The sequence below is a fragment of the Sabulicella rubraurantiaca genome (assembly GCF_017355885.1).
GTDB classification, from domain to species: Bacteria; Pseudomonadota; Alphaproteobacteria; order Acetobacterales; family Acetobacteraceae; genus Roseococcus; species Roseococcus rubraurantiacus.
This window is the reverse complement of sequence record NZ_JAFEUU010000006.1, coordinates 32289-46357: the sequence shown is the minus strand read 5'-3', so window position 1 is coordinate 46357 and position 14069 is coordinate 32289. Positions and strand designations below refer to the sequence as shown.

At 71.1% G+C, this 14069-nt stretch carries 12 protein-coding genes; 9 read left to right on the top strand and 3 right to left on the bottom strand.

Annotated elements, in window-relative coordinates:
- Window position 1: 1 nt before the first annotated feature.
- Complete coding sequence (locus JTJ31_RS12160) at window positions 2-1624, top strand: ABC-F family ATP-binding cassette domain-containing protein (protein ID WP_207538939.1); 1623 nt, start codon at window positions 2-4, stop codon at window positions 1622-1624.
- 2 nt (window positions 1625-1626) lie between these two features.
- On the opposite strand, the gene JTJ31_RS12155 is transcribed toward JTJ31_RS12160, so the two are convergent.
- A complete protein-coding gene (locus tag JTJ31_RS12155) occupies window positions 1627-2544 on the bottom strand; it encodes a glutathione S-transferase family protein (RefSeq protein WP_207538938.1) in 918 nt (305 codons plus the stop codon).
- 192 nt (window positions 2545-2736) lie between these two features.
- On the opposite strand from JTJ31_RS12155, the gene JTJ31_RS12150 reads away from it, so the two are divergent.
- From JTJ31_RS12150 to JTJ31_RS12140, 3 genes are read left to right on the top strand one after another with little or no spacing between them, the layout of a single operon-like run.
- A complete protein-coding gene (locus JTJ31_RS12150; protein ID WP_207538937.1) occupies window positions 2737-3474 on the top strand; it encodes a DUF6639 family protein in 738 nt (245 codons plus the stop codon).
- 44 nt (window positions 3475-3518) lie between these two features.
- Complete coding sequence (locus JTJ31_RS12145; protein ID WP_207538936.1) at window positions 3519-5360, top strand: transglycosylase domain-containing protein; 1842 nt, start codon at window positions 3519-3521, stop codon at window positions 5358-5360.
- Window positions 5357-5746, top strand: a complete 390-nt coding sequence (locus tag JTJ31_RS12140) for a hypothetical protein (protein WP_207538935.1) — start codon at window positions 5357-5359, stop codon at window positions 5744-5746. Before JTJ31_RS12145 ends, JTJ31_RS12140 begins: the two co-directional genes overlap by 4 nt.
- Here the strand turns inward: JTJ31_RS12140 and JTJ31_RS12135 are convergent.
- Together JTJ31_RS12135 and JTJ31_RS12130 are read right to left on the bottom strand one after the other, a co-directional pair.
- Window positions 5731-6102 (bottom strand): hypothetical protein, encoded by a 372-nt coding sequence (locus tag JTJ31_RS12135; protein WP_207538934.1) that lies wholly within the window; start codon window positions 6100-6102, stop codon window positions 5731-5733. The genes JTJ31_RS12140 and JTJ31_RS12135 overlap by 16 nt on opposite strands.
- The gene (locus JTJ31_RS12130; RefSeq protein ID WP_328805724.1) at window positions 6087-6689 is read right to left on the bottom strand and encodes an RluA family pseudouridine synthase; all 603 of its coding nucleotides are present in this window, start codon (window positions 6687-6689) and stop codon (window positions 6087-6089) included. The genes JTJ31_RS12135 and JTJ31_RS12130 overlap by 16 nt, the downstream gene beginning before the upstream one ends.
- Before the next feature lie 45 nt (window positions 6690-6734).
- Between JTJ31_RS12130 and JTJ31_RS12125 the strand changes: the two genes are divergently transcribed.
- The 5 genes from JTJ31_RS12125 (at window position 6735) to JTJ31_RS12105 (ending at window position 14065) form a co-directional block, all read left to right on the top strand.
- A complete protein-coding gene (locus tag JTJ31_RS12125) occupies window positions 6735-7373 on the top strand; it encodes a glutathione S-transferase family protein (protein ID WP_207538933.1) in 639 nt (212 codons plus the stop codon).
- Between the two features lie 92 nt (window positions 7374-7465).
- The gene (locus JTJ31_RS12120; protein ID WP_207538932.1) at window positions 7466-10663 is read left to right on the top strand and encodes a PAS domain S-box protein; all 3198 of its coding nucleotides are present in this window, start codon (window positions 7466-7468) and stop codon (window positions 10661-10663) included.
- Between the two features lie 117 nt (window positions 10664-10780).
- Window positions 10781-12658 (top strand): potassium transporter Kup, encoded by a 1878-nt coding sequence (locus JTJ31_RS12115; protein ID WP_207538931.1) that lies wholly within the window; start codon window positions 10781-10783, stop codon window positions 12656-12658.
- 10 nt (window positions 12659-12668) lie between these two features.
- Window positions 12669-13322, top strand: a complete 654-nt coding sequence (locus tag JTJ31_RS12110) for a LysE family translocator (RefSeq protein ID WP_207538930.1) — start codon at window positions 12669-12671, stop codon at window positions 13320-13322.
- A 47-nt stretch (window positions 13323-13369) separates the two neighbouring features.
- Window positions 13370-14065, top strand: a complete 696-nt coding sequence (locus JTJ31_RS12105; RefSeq protein ID WP_207538929.1) for a lysophospholipid acyltransferase family protein — start codon at window positions 13370-13372, stop codon at window positions 14063-14065.
- Window positions 14066-14069: the final 4 nt, after the last annotated feature.

Here is a 14069-nt window from a genome sequence, read left to right as displayed (position 1 = left end):
CATGATCCGTCTTGACAACGTTTCCAAGCAAAACGGCCGCCAGCTCCTTTTCGTGGAGGCCTCGGCGGCGCTCCAGAAGGGGGAGAAGATCGGCCTGGTCGGCCCCAACGGCGCCGGCAAGACGACGCTTTTCCGGTTGGTCACCGGGCAGGAAGCCCCCGACGAGGGGCAGGTCCTGGTGGATCGTGGCGTCACCATCGGCTTCTTCAGCCAGGATGTGGGCGAGATGGCCGGGCGCCCGGCCGTGGCCGAGGTGATGGACGGCGCCGGCCCGGTCAGCGAAGTCGCCGCGGAGCTGGCGGAACTGGAGGCCGCCATGGCGGACCCCGACCAGGCCGATGAGCTGGACAGCATCATCGAGCGCTTCGGCGAGGTGCAGGCGCGCTTCGAGGAACTCGGCGGCTATGCGCTGGAAGGACGAGCGCGCGAGGTGCTGGCGGGGCTGGGCTTCAGCCAGGCGATGATGGATGGCGACGTGGGCGCCCTTTCGGGCGGCTGGAAGATGCGCGTGGCGCTGGCCCGCATCCTGCTCATGCGCCCCGACGTCATGCTGCTCGACGAGCCAAGCAACCACCTGGACCTGGAAAGCCTGATCTGGCTGGAGCAGTTCCTGGCGGGTTTCGAGGGCGCGCTTCTTCTGACCTCGCACGACCGCGAGTTCATGAACCGCGTGGTTAGCAAGGTCATCGAGATCGATGGCGGCACGCTCACCACCTACTCGGGCGACTACGAGTTCTACGAAGGGCAGCGCGCGCTGAACGAGAAGCAGCAGCAGGCCCAGTTCGAGCGGCAGCAGGCCATGCTGGCGAAGGAGATCAGCTTCATCGAGCGGTTCAAGGCGCGGGCCTCGCACGCCGCGCAGGTGCAGAGCCGCGTGAAGAAGCTGGAGAAGATCGAGCGCGTCGAGCCGCCCAAGCGGCGGCAGAGCGTTTCCTTCGATTTCCGCCCGGCGCCACGCTCAGGTGAAGACGTGGTGAATCTACGCGCGGTGCACAAGCGCTACGGCGAGCGCACGATCTATGACGGTCTGGACTTCATGGTGCGGCGGCGCGAGCGCTGGTGCGTGCTGGGCGTCAATGGCGCCGGGAAGTCCACCCTGCTGAAGCTGGTGGCCGGCGTGACGCCGCCGGATGACGGGACGATCTCCGTCGGCAGCAGCGTCCGCATGGGCTATTTCGCGCAGCACGCCATGGAATCGCTGGATGGCGACCACACCGTGTTCGAAGCATTGGAGTACGCCTTCCCGCAGGCGCCGCAGGGATCGCTGCGGACTCTCGCCGGCTGCTTCGGCTTCTCGGGCGACGATGTGGAGAAGAAGTGCCGCGTCCTGTCCGGTGGCGAGAAGGCTCGCCTCGCCATGGCGCGCATGCTCTACGATCCGCCGAACTTCCTCGTGCTCGACGAGCCGACGAACCACCTGGACATGGCGACGAAGGAGATGCTGGTGGCGGCGCTGGCGCAGTACGAGGGCACGATGCTCTTCGTCTCGCACGACCGGCATTTCCTGGCGGCGCTCTCCACCCGCGTGCTGGAGCTGACGCCCGAGGGCGTCCAGCAATATGGCGGCGGCTACACGGAATACGTGGCGCGGACGGGTCAGGAGGCGCCAGGCCTCCACGCCTGAATTCACTCGCTCCAGTTCACCTCCGGGCCGACAGGCACGATCCCGCTCGGATTCAGGCGCAGGTGGCTCTGGAAGTAGTGCCGCTTGATGTGTCCGAAATTCGTCGTCTCGCCGAAGCCCGGCTGGGCGTAGAGGCGACGCGCATAGGCCCAGAGGTTCGGATAATCCACCAGCCGCCGCAAATTGCAGCGGAAATGCGTGACATACACCGCATCGAACCGCGCCAGCGTGGTCCAGAGCCGGAGGTCGGCCTCGGTCAGCCGACCGCCCACGAGGCTGCGCTGGCCGGATAGTCGCTCCTCCAGCCAGTCCAGCGTCTCGAAGAGCGGCCCCACCGCTTCCTCATACGCTTCTTGGTTCGCGGCGAAGCCGGCGCGGTACACGCCGTTGTTCACGTCGCGATAGACGCGCTCATTCACCGCGTCGATCTCCGGGCGCAGCGCATCCGGGTACAGTTCCCCCGTGCCGCCGAAGGCGCGGTCCAGCATGCGGAGGATCTCGCTGCTCTCGTTGCTGACGATGCGGTTCGTCCTTCGGTCCCACAGGACCGGCACCGTCACCTTGCCCGAATAATGCGGGTCCGCCCTGGCATAGAGTTCATGGAGGAAGCGTGCATTCATCACCGGGTCGGGAATGACGCCGGGACCCTCGCGGAAGCTCCACCCGCCCTCGCGCATCCGCCAATGCACGACCGAAAGGCCGATGACTCCCTCGAGCCGCCGCCGCGCCCGCTGGATCAGCGTGCGATGCGCCCAAGGGCAGGCCAGCGAGACATAGAGGTGATACCGCCCTTCCTCCTCCGGGAAATCGCCTTCGCCGAGCCAGTTCCGGAAGGCGGATTCTGTGCGCTGGAAGCGCCCATCCTTCGCAGCCTCCGTGGCGTCGCCCTCGTGCCACTTCCCGTCGAGCAGGTATCCCATCGAGCCGCCTCCGTCGTCCTGGCAAGAATGTCCCGGGAGCAACGTCTCCAGACCGGGCAGGGCGGCGAAGCGTCAGACGTCACGTCCCCGTAATTAATCAAAAGGAATGAATCATCGATTGCTTCGCGGGGTGGCGAAGCCCAACGTGGCCCCTCCCGCGCCGTGCGGCCACACGAGGTTGGAGTTTCTTCCATGCTCGTCCCTGCTGCCTCCCGCACCGTCTCTCGCCCGTGCCTCACGGCCCTGGCCTTCCTCCTGCCCTTCCTCGCTGGCGCCGCAATGGCGCAGCCCGTCAAGCAGCGATTGGCGGATTGCGGCACGCCCCTCCTGCTGGTGCGCTACACACACCCGCCCGATCTCGACCATGCCTGCGAGGCGTGGAGCCGCGTCTCCGCCTTCCTGCTGGGCGAGCATCGCCTCCGCCTGGACGCACCGGTGGAACTCGTCTTCTCCGAGCGGGTGGAGCTTGGCCCCGAGACCGACCGGCTTCGCGTGCTGGGCCATTTCGAGCGCGCCACCCGCATCGTGCAGATCACCTCCATCGCCGCTTCCTGGCTCCGCGAACCCGGGCGCCTGATGTTCCGCCTGCCGATGGACGAAGAACTGCACGTGAGCCTCGTCGCGCACGAGTTGGCCCACGCGATCCTGTTCGACAATTTCCGCGTCGCCGAGCCGGGTCGGGCCTGCGGCGAATACCTCGCCTATGTGGTGCAGATCGCGACTATGGCGCCGCATGCGCGGGTGCAGGTCCTCGCCCAGTATCCGGAGCGTGACTTCGCCACGCTCGACGACATCACCGAGATCTTCCACGTCTTCTTTCCGCACGAATTCGGCGTGCGCTCCTATCGCCACTTCGTGCGGGAGGGTCACGCCTACATGATGGAGCTCATCCTTTCCGGCGGCCTCCAGACCGACCTGCCGCCCATGTGATGGCGGCTCGCATGGGAAGCGTGTCCGTGTAGGCTGGGGCGGTGATGCGCCGCGCGCTCCTTCTCCTGCCCCTGCTCCTGGCGCTTCCCGTCGGGCTCTGGGCGCTGGACCGCGCCCTGCCGCCCGATCTGTCGCGCTTCGAGGCTGTCTCGGCCGAGATCCCGTCCCGCGACGGCCGCCTGCTGCACGCCATCCCCGTCGCGCGCGGGACATGGCGCCTTCGCACCGCGCCGGAGGACGCTCCGCCCCACCTCCTCGCGCAGCTCCTGCGGGCGGAGGATGCACGCTTCCCCCACCATCCGGGCGTGGACCCGCTGGCCCTGGCTCGCGCCGCCAGCCAATGGGCGCGCACCGGGCGGGTGGTGTCCGGTGGCTCCACCCTCTCCATGCAGACGGCGCGCCTGCTGGAACCACGCCCTCGCACCCTGCGGAGCAAGGCCATCGAGGCGCTGCGGGCGCTGCAACTGGAATGGCGCCTGGGCAAGCCGGGCGTGCTTTCGGTCTGGCTGACCCTGGCGCCGCAAGGCGGCAATCTCGAAGGGCTGCGGGCCGGGGCGCTGGCTTGGTTCGGGCGGCCGCTCCATGCGCTGGACCCGGCCGAGACCGCCCTGCTCCTCGCCCTGGCGCGGCAGCCGGCCCGCGCCCGCCCCGACCGCCATCCGGAAGCCGCGCGCATCGCCCGCGACGCGGTGCTGCACCAGCGTGCCCCCGGCCTCGCCACGCCCGCGGAGATCGCCCACGCCGCCCTGCCCACGCGCCGCCACCCCCTGCCCCGCCACGCGCCGCTGACCGCGATGCCCACGCTCGACCTCGACCTGCAGCGCGGCGTGACGGCGCTGGCGCGCGAGGCGCTGGACCGCCTGCCGCCGCAGGTCTCGATCGCCATCGCGGTGATGGAGATCGAAACGGGAGAATTCCGCGCCCTGTTCGGCGGCGACTGGAACAACCCCGTCCGCGCCGGCCACCTGGATCTCACCCGCGCCGTGCGCTCGCCGGGTTCGGCGCTGAAGCCCCTGGTCTACGCGCTGGGCTTCGAAGCCGGGCTGGCACGGCCTGACACGCTGCTGGACGATCTGCCGCGCCGCTTCGGCACCTATGCACCGGAGAATTTCGACCGCGCCTTCGCCGGACGGCTTTCCGTCGCGGATGCGCTGCGGCAGAGCCTGAACGGACCCGCCGTGGCGATGCTGGAGGCGGTCGGCCCGGTGCGGATGGCCACCGCCATGAAGCGCGCCGGGGCTACGCCGCGCCTGCCGCCGGGCGCCGTCCCCACCCTGCCCCTGGCCCTGGGCGGCGTCGGCATCACGCTGCGCGAGCTCGTCACCCTTTATGCGCGCCTGCCCGAGACGGTGGAGCGCCGCGCCGCCGAAGCTGCCCTCGCCGCGCTGGTGCAGCCCTTTGGCGGCCCAGCTGGCATTGCCTGGAAGACCGGCACCTCCTGGGGCGGGCGCGATGCTTGGGCGGTGGGGCTGGACCGGCGCCACGCGGTCGGAATCTGGGTCGGGCGGCCCGACGGCACCGCCATGCCCGGCGCCACCGGGGCGCGCCTTGCCCTGCCCGTGCTGACGCAGGTCTTCGAGCGCCTGCCTGCCGCGCCGCGCGCGCCCCTGCCCGCGCGCCCGGCCGCCGCGCCCGCCCTGGCGGGCACCGATGCGCTGCGCCTCGTCTTTCCGCCGCCCGGCGCGGCCCTGGCCGAAGCGGGGCGCGTGGTGATCCGCGCCGGGGGCGGCCAGCGCCCCCTCTCCTTCCTGGTGGATGGCGCGCCCATCCCTTCCGATCCCGCGCGGCGTGAGGCCGCATGGACCCCGCCCGGCCCGGGCCGCTACCGGCTTTCCGTGCTGGATGCCGGCGGCGCGGCGGTGGGGGTGGAGCTGCGGGTGCGGTGAGGCGCGCCGCCCCGGCCGCGCTGCTCTACGTCCTGGCTGTCTTTGCGCTGGGCGCGCTGCTCGGTCCGCTGCGCGAGTTCCTGCTGACGCCCTGGACTGGTGCCCTGCTCGCCACGCTGCTGGAGCTGCCGCTGGTGCTGCTGTGGTCCTGGTTCCTCGCCGGGTGGATCGTGGCGCGCATGGCGGTGCCGCGCGGCGCGGCGCGCTGGCTGATGGGCGGTCTGGCGCTGCTCCTGTTGCTCGGGATGGAACTGGCGCTGGGCCGGGTGCTGCGCGGATGGGATTTCGCCGCCTGGCTCGCGCATCTCGGCAGCGGGCCGGGACTGGCCTCGCTGGTCGGCTATCTGGTCTTTGCCGCTCTTCCGGCGCTTCAGCGGCAGCCCTGAGCGCCGAACCCCTCGCGCACCAGACGCAGGCGGAAGCGCGCATTCTCCAGCGCCCCGGCGATGCGCGCGGCGCTGCCCTCGCTTTCCGCCGGCGCGGCCGCCTCTGCCGCCTCGCGCGCCAGCGCCGCAAGGTCCCGGCAGCCGCAGGCGAGGAGGCGCGGCGCCAGCGCCTCAGCCGCCGCGCGCAGCGATGCGCCCAGCTCACGGCCCTGCACCAGTCCGGAGACAGGCTGCCCGGCCATCACCTCCGCTTCGCGCAGCGCCGTCATGGCGCTGGCGAAGTCGCAGCGCGGGCGTGGCAGCCCCTGCCCCATCAGTGGCAGCGCCAGCAGCGGCAGGATCAGGGCGGGCCGCATCGCCGCCACGCCTCCTCCATGTGCGGCGGCAGCGTCGCGGTGGCGCGGACCGGCGCTTCCAGCGGAAGCCGCAATTCCCGCGCCAGCAGGTGCAGCCGCCCGGCGCCGCCGCCATAGCGCTCATCCCCCAGGATCGGTGCGCCGAGATGGGCGAGATGAGCGCGGATCTGGTGCGTCCGGCCGGTGCGTGGGCGCAGCGCCACGGCCGCGAGGCCGCCGCCGCGCCCCAGCACGCGCCATTCCGTCCGCGCCGCCTGCCCCTTCGGGTCCACCGCCATCCACCAGCCCCGCTCCTTCGTGGAGCGCTTGAGCAGCTTCGCCTCGCACACCCCCTCCTCGGGCAATTCGCCGCGCACGACGGCCCAGTAGGTCTTTTCGGCCCGTCCTTCCGCGAAGAGCCGCCCCAGCGCCGCCATGGCGGGCTTGGTGCGCCCGAAGGCAAGGCAGCCTGCCGTGTCCGTGTCCAGACGATGCGCGGGTTGCGGCGCATGGCGCTTGCCCTGGCGCAGCGCCTCCGCCCAATCCTCCAGCGAGGCGCCTCCGCGCGGCCCGCGATGCACGGGCAGGCCCGCGGGCTTGTCCAGCACGAGCACCGCGTCATCCTGGTGGAGGATTCGCGCGAGGATCTCCCGATGGCCCCAATGCGTCTGCACTGCTTTCCCGAGTCCGGCGGCTGCTACAAGGTCGCCCTCATGCTCGCGCTTTGCGGCGCGGAGTGGGAGGGCGTCTGGGTGGATTACTTCCACGGCGAGACGCGCACCGCCGAATGGAAGTCCCGCATCTCCGTGATGGGGGAGGTGCCGGTGCTGGAGCACGAAGGCAAGCGCCTCACGCAGTCTGGCGTCATCCTCACGCATCTTTCGCGCCATTCCGGCCGCTTCGCCGCGGCTGATGGCGACGAGGCGCTGCGCTGGCTGCTCTTCGACAACCACAAATTCACGTCCTACCTCGCCACTTGGCGCTTCCTGTTGGGCTGGGCGGAGAACCCCGACCCGGCGGTGATCGCCTTCTTCCGAGCGCGGGTGGAGACGGCCTTCCGCGTGGTCGAGCAGCAGCTGGAAGGGCGAGACTTCCTGCTGGGCAGCGCGCCCTGCATCGCCGACATTTCCATGCAGGGCTACCTCCATTATCCGAAAGCGGAATGGCCGCTCGACCATGCAGCCTTTCCGCGCATCGCCGCCTGGCGCGCCCGCTTCGCCGCCATGCCCGGCTACGCCCCCGCCTATGACCTCCTGCCGGGGCCACGCACGCCAGGGCGGCTCTTCGCCTGAGCCCCATCCCTTGCCGGCCCGGCGCGGGACGGGCAAGGATGCCGCGGAATGCAGGAGTTGGGTCGGGACACCGGCCCGGACAGGGAGCGCGCGTGGACGACCACCGGGAAACGCAGCGCGTCACCAGCACCTCCGGCTATCTCGCCGGAGACAGCGAGATGGCGCGCCGCATGGCTGCGCTGGACTGGTCGGCCTCGCCTCTCGGCCCACCGGAAGGCTGGCCGGCCGCGATCCGCACCGCCACCGCGCTCATGCTCGGCTCCAAATTCCCCATGTTCCTTGCCTGGGGGAAGGAGCTGGGGTTTCTCTACAACGATGGCTACGCCCGCATCCTCGGCGACAAGCATCCGGCGGCGCTGGGCGCGCGGTTTCAAGACATCTGGGCGGAGATCTGGTCCGACATCGCGCCGCTGATCGACTCTGCCCTGGCTGGCGAGGCCAGCTTCCGCGAGGACCTGCCACTGCTGGTGGAGCGGAGCGGCGGCGGCATGGAGCGCGCCTGGTTCACCTTCTCCTACTCGCCGGTGCGCGACGAGGCGGGCGCGGTGCTCGGCATGTTCTGCGCCGTCACGGAGACCACGAGGCGCGTTCTGTCCGTGCGGCGCGACGCCGTGCTTCACGCACTGGAGGAACGTTTGCGCGGCCTGCCGGAGCCGGAGGCGGTGCGGCGCGCGGCGGCCGAGGCGCTGGCGCGCGAGCTGGACGCCGGCCGCGCATTCTTCGCCGAGCCTGAGGGCGAGGAGGCGCGGGCCGCTGGCGCCTGGAGCGACGGTTCGCTGCCCGAACTCCCGCCCTCGCTGCCGCTCGCCAGCCTTCTCCCCGATCCCGGCGCGCTGCGAGACGGGCGCGCCGTCCCGACGGAGGGCTCCGCCTCCCGCCTCGCCGTCCCTCTGCTGCGCGACGGGCGGCTCGTCGCTTTGCTCTGCGTGGACCCGAAGCGGTCGCGCATCTGGACGGAGGGCGAGGCGCGCCTTGCCGAGGTGGTGGCGCAGCGCGGCTGGGCCGCCGCTGCCCGCGCCGCCGCGGAAGCCCAAGCCCAGGCCAGCGAGGCGCATCTCGCCGCCATCTTCGCCCAGGCCACGGTGGGTATCGCCGAGGTGGACACCGCCGGGCGCTTCGTGCGCGTCAACGACCGCTACTGCGCGATCGTCGGCCGCCCGCGCGAGGCGCTGCTGGCGCTGCGGATGCAGGACATCACCGATCCGGGCGACCTCGGCAGCAACCTGCCCCAGTTCGGCCAGGCGGCGAGCGCGGGCGCCTCCTTCGAGATCGTGAAGCGCTACCTCCGTCCCGACGGCTCGACCGTCTGGGTGCACAACAACGTCACTACCCTGCACGACTTCGACGGGCAGGTGACAGGAATCCTGTGCGTCACGGCCGACCTGACGGCGCAGCGCCGGGCGGAGGAGGCGTTGCGGGACAGCGAGGCGCGACTGCGCCTCGGCCTCGAGGCCGGGCGCATGGTGACCTGGGAGCTGGACCTCGCCACCCAGTTCATCCGCCGCTCCGCCAATGCGGAGGCGGTGTTCGGCCCAGGCGACCAATCCGGCGACTATTACGACCGCATGCCGCCCGAGGATGCGCGCGCCGTGGCGGAGGCGATGCGCGCCGCCATCGAGGATGGCACGCCCTTCGAGGTGGAGTTCCGCTACCGCCACCCGGATGGGCGGCTGCTGTGGCTGCACAACCAGGGGCGCATCCTGCGTGACATGGCGGGGGTGGCGGTGCGCGCCCATGGCGTGTGCCGCGACGTCACGGCCCGCCGCCGGGCGGAGGAGGCGCTGCGCGCCCTGAACGAGCGGCTGGAGGCGGAGGTGGACGCCCGCACGCGCGAGCGCAACCGCATCTTCGAGCTGTCCAACGACCTGTTCGGCGTGCTGGGCGACGATGGCTTCCTGAAGGAGGTGAACCCCGCCTGGACCAAGCTGCTTGGCTTCAGCCGGGCGGAGATCCTGTCCCGCCCCCTCGCCGCCTCCGTCCATCCGGACGACATGCCGCGCATCGCCGCGCTGCTGGAGGCGCTGCGCGCCGGCCATTCGGTCGAGGGGTTCGAGAACCGGCTGCTGCGCACCGATGGCAGCTACGCCACGGTCGCCTGGACCGTCGTGATGGGGGACGGGAATTTCTACGCCGTGGGCCGCGACGTGACCTGGGAGCGCAAGCGGGAGGAGGCGCTGCGCCAGGCGCAGAAGATGGAGGCGATCGGCCAGCTCACCGGCGGCATCGCGCATGACTTCAACAATCTGCTCGGCGCGGTGGTGGGCGGGCTAGACCTGATCCATCGCCGTCCCGACGACCCCTCCCAGGTGCGGCGTTGGGCCGAGCACGGGCTGGCAGCGGCGGAGCGCGGCGCGCGACTCACCGCGCAGCTCCTCGCCTTTTCCCGTGCCCAGCGCATCGAGAGCCGCCCGCTGCGCCCCGCCGCGCTGGTGGAGGGGTTGCGCGACCTCCTCGCCCGCACCCTCGGCCCATCGATCGCGATCCGGCTGGCGCTGGAGGAACGGGAAGCCTGCGTGAGCTCCGACCCCACGCAGATGGAGATGGCGCTGCTCAACCTCGCCATCAACGCACGCGACGCCATGCCGGGGGGCGGGGAGCTGGTGATCGGGACGCGCCGCATCCGCATCGCGCAGGACACGGAGCTGCGGTCCGGCGAGTACGTGGAGATCTCGGTGCGCGACACGGGGGAGGGCATGACCGCCGCTGTCGCGGCCCGCGCCTTCGACCCGTTCTTCACCACCAAGGGCGTCGGCGAAGGCACCGGCCTCGGCCTGTCGCAGGTCTATGGCATCGCGCGCCAGGCGGGCGGCACGGCGCGGATCGAGAGCGCGCTGGGCGAGGGCACCATCGTGCGCCTCCTCCTCCCGCGCAGCGAGGGAGTGGCGGAAGGCAGCGAGGCGGCTGCCGGCGTGGTCCGGCCCCGGCCGAGCGGCGCCGAGATCCTGGTGGTGGATGACGACCCGGAAATGCGCCGCATGCTGGCCGAGCAGCTGGCCGAGCTGGGCTACGCGGTGCGCGAGGCGGAGGACGGCCTCACCGGCCTCGCCGCGCTGGAGGAGAGCGTGCCGGACCTCGTCATGCTGGATTTCGCCATGCCCGGCATCAACGGGGCGGAGGTGGCGCGCCGCATCCGGGCCAGCCGCCCGGGCCTGCCCATCCTCTTCGCCACGGGCTTCGCCGACACGGCGGCGATCGAGGCGGCGGCCGGTTCCGAGGCCCTCATCCTCCGCAAGCCCTTCCGCCTCTCCGAGCTGCAGATGGCGGTGGCCGAGGCGCTGCGGCGCGGCTGAGCGCTGGCGCGCGCCCCGGTTTTCCGCAACCCTGTCCCGCGCCGGACGCTGCTGGCTGTGGGCGTCCGGCGGGAATAACCCTCCGCGCCGGCCAGAACCCCCCTTCGAGGCACCCCCATGTCCGCCGACCCCAACCGCAAGCTCACCCCAGCCGGGCTGATCGGCGTGCTGGGCGTCGTCTATGGCGACATCGGCACCTCGCCGCTCTACGCGCTGAAGGCCGCGCTGTCGCACTTCACCGAGGGCGGCATCGAGGATTGGGAGGTGCTGGGTGTCCTTTCCCTCATCTTCTGGTCGCTGATGCTGACCGTGACCATCAAGTACGTGCTGATCGTCATGCGCGCCGACAACCGGGGCGAGGGCGGGATCATGGCGCTGATGGCGCTGGCCCAGCGCACCGCCACGCGCCCGCGCGGGCGCCTCCTCATCGCCTTCATCGGCATCGCCGGCGCCGCGCTGTTCCTGGGCGACGGCATGATCACCCCGGCCATCTCCGTCCTCGCAGCGGTGGAAGGGCTCGAGGTGATCGGGCCTGGGCTGCACGAGCTGGTGATCCCCATCTCGCTCGGCGTGCTGCTGGCGCTGTTCCTGGTGCAGTGGCGCGGCACGGGCAGCATCGGCGCGCTGTTCGGGCCGATCTGCGCCGTGTGGTTCGCCGTGTTGGGGGGGCTGGGGCTGATGGAGGCGCTGCTCGCCCCGGAGGTCTTTGCAGCGCTGTCGCCGCACTACGCCTTGCAGTTCTGCGTGCACTACCACTCGGCCGCCTTTATCGCGATGGGCAGCGTAGTGCTGGCGGTGACGGGGGCGGAGGCGCTCTACGCCGACATGGGCCATTTCGGCCGCAAGCCCATCCAGCTCGCCTGGGTCGCCTTCGTGCTGCCGGCGCTGACGCTGAACTACCTGGGGCAGGGGGCGCTGCTGCTGCGCGATCCCTCGGCCATCGAGAACCCGTTCTTCCTGCTGGCGCCGGAATGGTTCCGCTTCTTCCTGGTCATCCTGGCGACGCTGGCGACCATCATCGCCTCCCAGTCCATGATCTCCGGTGCCTATTCCATCGCGCGGCAATGCGTGCAGATGGGCTTCTCGCCGCGGCTCGAGGTGCGCCACACCTCGGCGACGGAGGAGGGGCAGATCTACATGCCCCAGGTGAACAGCGCGCTGCTGATCGGCGTCATCATCCTGGTGCTGGAGTTCCGTGACTCCGAGGCGCTGGCCGCGGCCTACGGCCTCGCGGTGACGGGCACCTTCCTGTGCACCACCACCCTCGCGCTGATCGTGTTCCACCGGCAATTCGGCTGGAACCGCTTGCTGCTGACGCTGGTCTTCGGACCGATCCTCGTCCTGGACATCGCCTATTTCATCGCCACGGCGCTGAAGATCCCCGATGGCGGCTACGTGCCCATCATGATCGGCGCCGCTGCCTTCACGCTGATGTATGTGTGGTATCGCGGCCGGCAGCTGCTCTTCGCCCGCATCCGGCAGGACGGGCTGCCGCTCGCCTCCTTCCTCGCGCGCCTGCCACAGTCGCGCACCACGCGCGTGCCGGGCATCGCCGTGTTCATGACCGGCGAGGCCGACTACCTGCCCGGCGCGCTGCTACACAACCTCAAGCACAACAAGGTGCTGCACGAGCGCGTGCTCTTCGTGACCGTGCAGAACCAGGACATCCCCCAGGTCGCTCCCGAGCGCCGCTCGGAGGTGACGGAGCTGGCCGACCGCATCCACCGCGTCCTCATCCGCTACGGCTTCCAGGAAAGCCCCGACATCCCGCGCGAGCTGGAGCGGCTGCACGATGCGGGGCTGATCACCTACGAGCAGATGCAGGCCTCCTACTTCCTCGGCCGCGAAACCATCGTCTCGGCGGCGGTGCCGCGCATGCGCGGCTGGCAGCAATGGCTCTTCACGGTGATGAGCCGGAACTCCCTGCCCGCCACCGAGTTCTTCCGCATCCCGCCGGACCGCGTGGTGGAACTCGGCGTGCGCATCGCGATCTGACGGAGCAAACATGATCAGCGCCACCCAATTCGCCCTGTTCTTCGCGGCCGCCCTTCTGCTTGCTGTGACGCCCGGCCCGGGCATCTTCTACGTCGCCGCCCGTGCGCTGTCGGGCGGCCGGGCGGAGGGCGTGGCCTCCAGCCTCGGCACCGGGCTGGGCGGCATGGTGCATGTCCTGGCCGGCAGCCTCGGCGTCTCCGCCCTCGTGCTCGCGAGCGCGGAGCTGTTCACGGCGCTGAAGCTGCTCGGCGCCGCCTATCTGGTCTGGATCGGGCTGCGCGCCATACGCGCTGCCCGCCAGGACGCGGCGGCTGCGCTGGGGAACGGCGTCGCGGTGCCGTCCATCGGGGTGGGCCGCGCCTTTCGCGAAGGGATCGCGGTGGAGGCGCTGAACCCGAAGACGGCGGCCTTCTTCCTCGCCTTCGTGCCGCAATTCGTGGACCCGGCGGCGGGCCACGTGGCGCTGCAATTCGCCCTGCTGGGCCTCGTCTCCGTCCTTCTCAACACGCTGGTCGACATCGCCGTCGCGCTGGCGGCCGCCGGCATCCGGACGGGTGCCGCTGCGCGGCCGCAGCTGGTCCGCCGGTTGCGCGAGGCCTCGGGCGGCGCCATGATGGCGCTGGGCCTCGGTCTCGCCCTGGCGCGGCGGCCCGGCGCCGGCTAGCGGCCGCAGGGTGGACTTCCGCGCGGTTCCGTTGCACCCCGCGCCGCATGCTTGCCCTGCGTTCCCTCCTGTTCAACGCGCTTTTCTTCGGCCTGACCGCAACGGCGGGGCTGCTCGCCATGCCCTTGCTGCTGGGGCCGCGCCCCTTCCTGCGCCGGATGATGCATCTCTGGGCCGGGCTGATGGTGAAGATGCTGCGCCTGGTCTGCGGCACGCGCATCGCGGTGCAGGGGCGCGAGCACCTGCCGGAGTCAGGGGCGGCCCTCATCGCCTCCAAACATCAATCCGCCTTCGACACCTTTGTCTGGTTCGCGCTGGTGCCGGATGTCGCCTTCGTGATGAAGCGCGAATTGTTCCTCTTGCCGATCTATGGCTGGTACGCGAAGCGGGCCGGGCATATCGGCGTGGACCGCACAGGCGGCATGACGGCGATGCGCAAGCTGATGCGTGACGGCAAGGCGGCCGCGGCGGAAGGGCGCCAGATCGTGATCTTCCCCGAGGGCACCCGCACCGCGCCGGGCGAGCGCCTGCCCTACCAGCCCGGCGTGCAGGCCCTGGCGCAGACGACCGGCCTGCCCGTCCTGCCCGTGGCGACCAATTCCGGCCTGTTCTGGCCGCGCCGCTCCTTCCTGAAGCGCCCAGGCACGCTGCGCATCCACATCCTGCCGCCGCTTTCCGGCCGGGAGCGGCTGATGGAGCGGTTGGAGGCGGCGATCGAAGGGGAGCAGGCGCGGCTGGACTAGGCCG

Excerpts from the sequence above, each read along its gene's own strand:
- JTJ31_RS12115 (WP_207538931.1), top strand. The coding sequence starts at position 10,781 with ATGTCCGCCGACCCCAACCGCAAGCTCACCCCAGCCGGGCTGATCGGC.
- JTJ31_RS12155 (WP_207538938.1), bottom strand. The coding sequence starts at position 2,544 with ATGGGATACCTGCTCGACGGGAAGTGGCACGAGGGCGACGCCACGGAG.
- JTJ31_RS12145 (WP_207538936.1), top strand. The coding sequence starts at position 3,519 with ATGCGCCGCGCGCTCCTTCTCCTGCCCCTGCTCCTGGCGCTTCCCGTC.
- JTJ31_RS12110 (WP_207538930.1), top strand. The coding sequence starts at position 12,669 with ATGATCAGCGCCACCCAATTCGCCCTGTTCTTCGCGGCCGCCCTTCTG.
- JTJ31_RS12135 (WP_207538934.1), bottom strand. The coding sequence starts at position 6,102 with ATGCGGCCCGCCCTGATCCTGCCGCTGCTGGCGCTGCCACTGATGGGG.
- JTJ31_RS12125 (WP_207538933.1), top strand. The coding sequence starts at position 6,735 with ATGGCCCCAATGCGTCTGCACTGCTTTCCCGAGTCCGGCGGCTGCTAC.
- JTJ31_RS12105 (WP_207538929.1), top strand. The coding sequence starts at position 13,370 with ATGCTTGCCCTGCGTTCCCTCCTGTTCAACGCGCTTTTCTTCGGCCTG.
- JTJ31_RS12160 (WP_207538939.1), top strand. The coding sequence starts at position 2 with ATGATCCGTCTTGACAACGTTTCCAAGCAAAACGGCCGCCAGCTCCTT.
- JTJ31_RS12150 (WP_207538937.1), top strand. The coding sequence starts at position 2,737 with ATGCTCGTCCCTGCTGCCTCCCGCACCGTCTCTCGCCCGTGCCTCACG.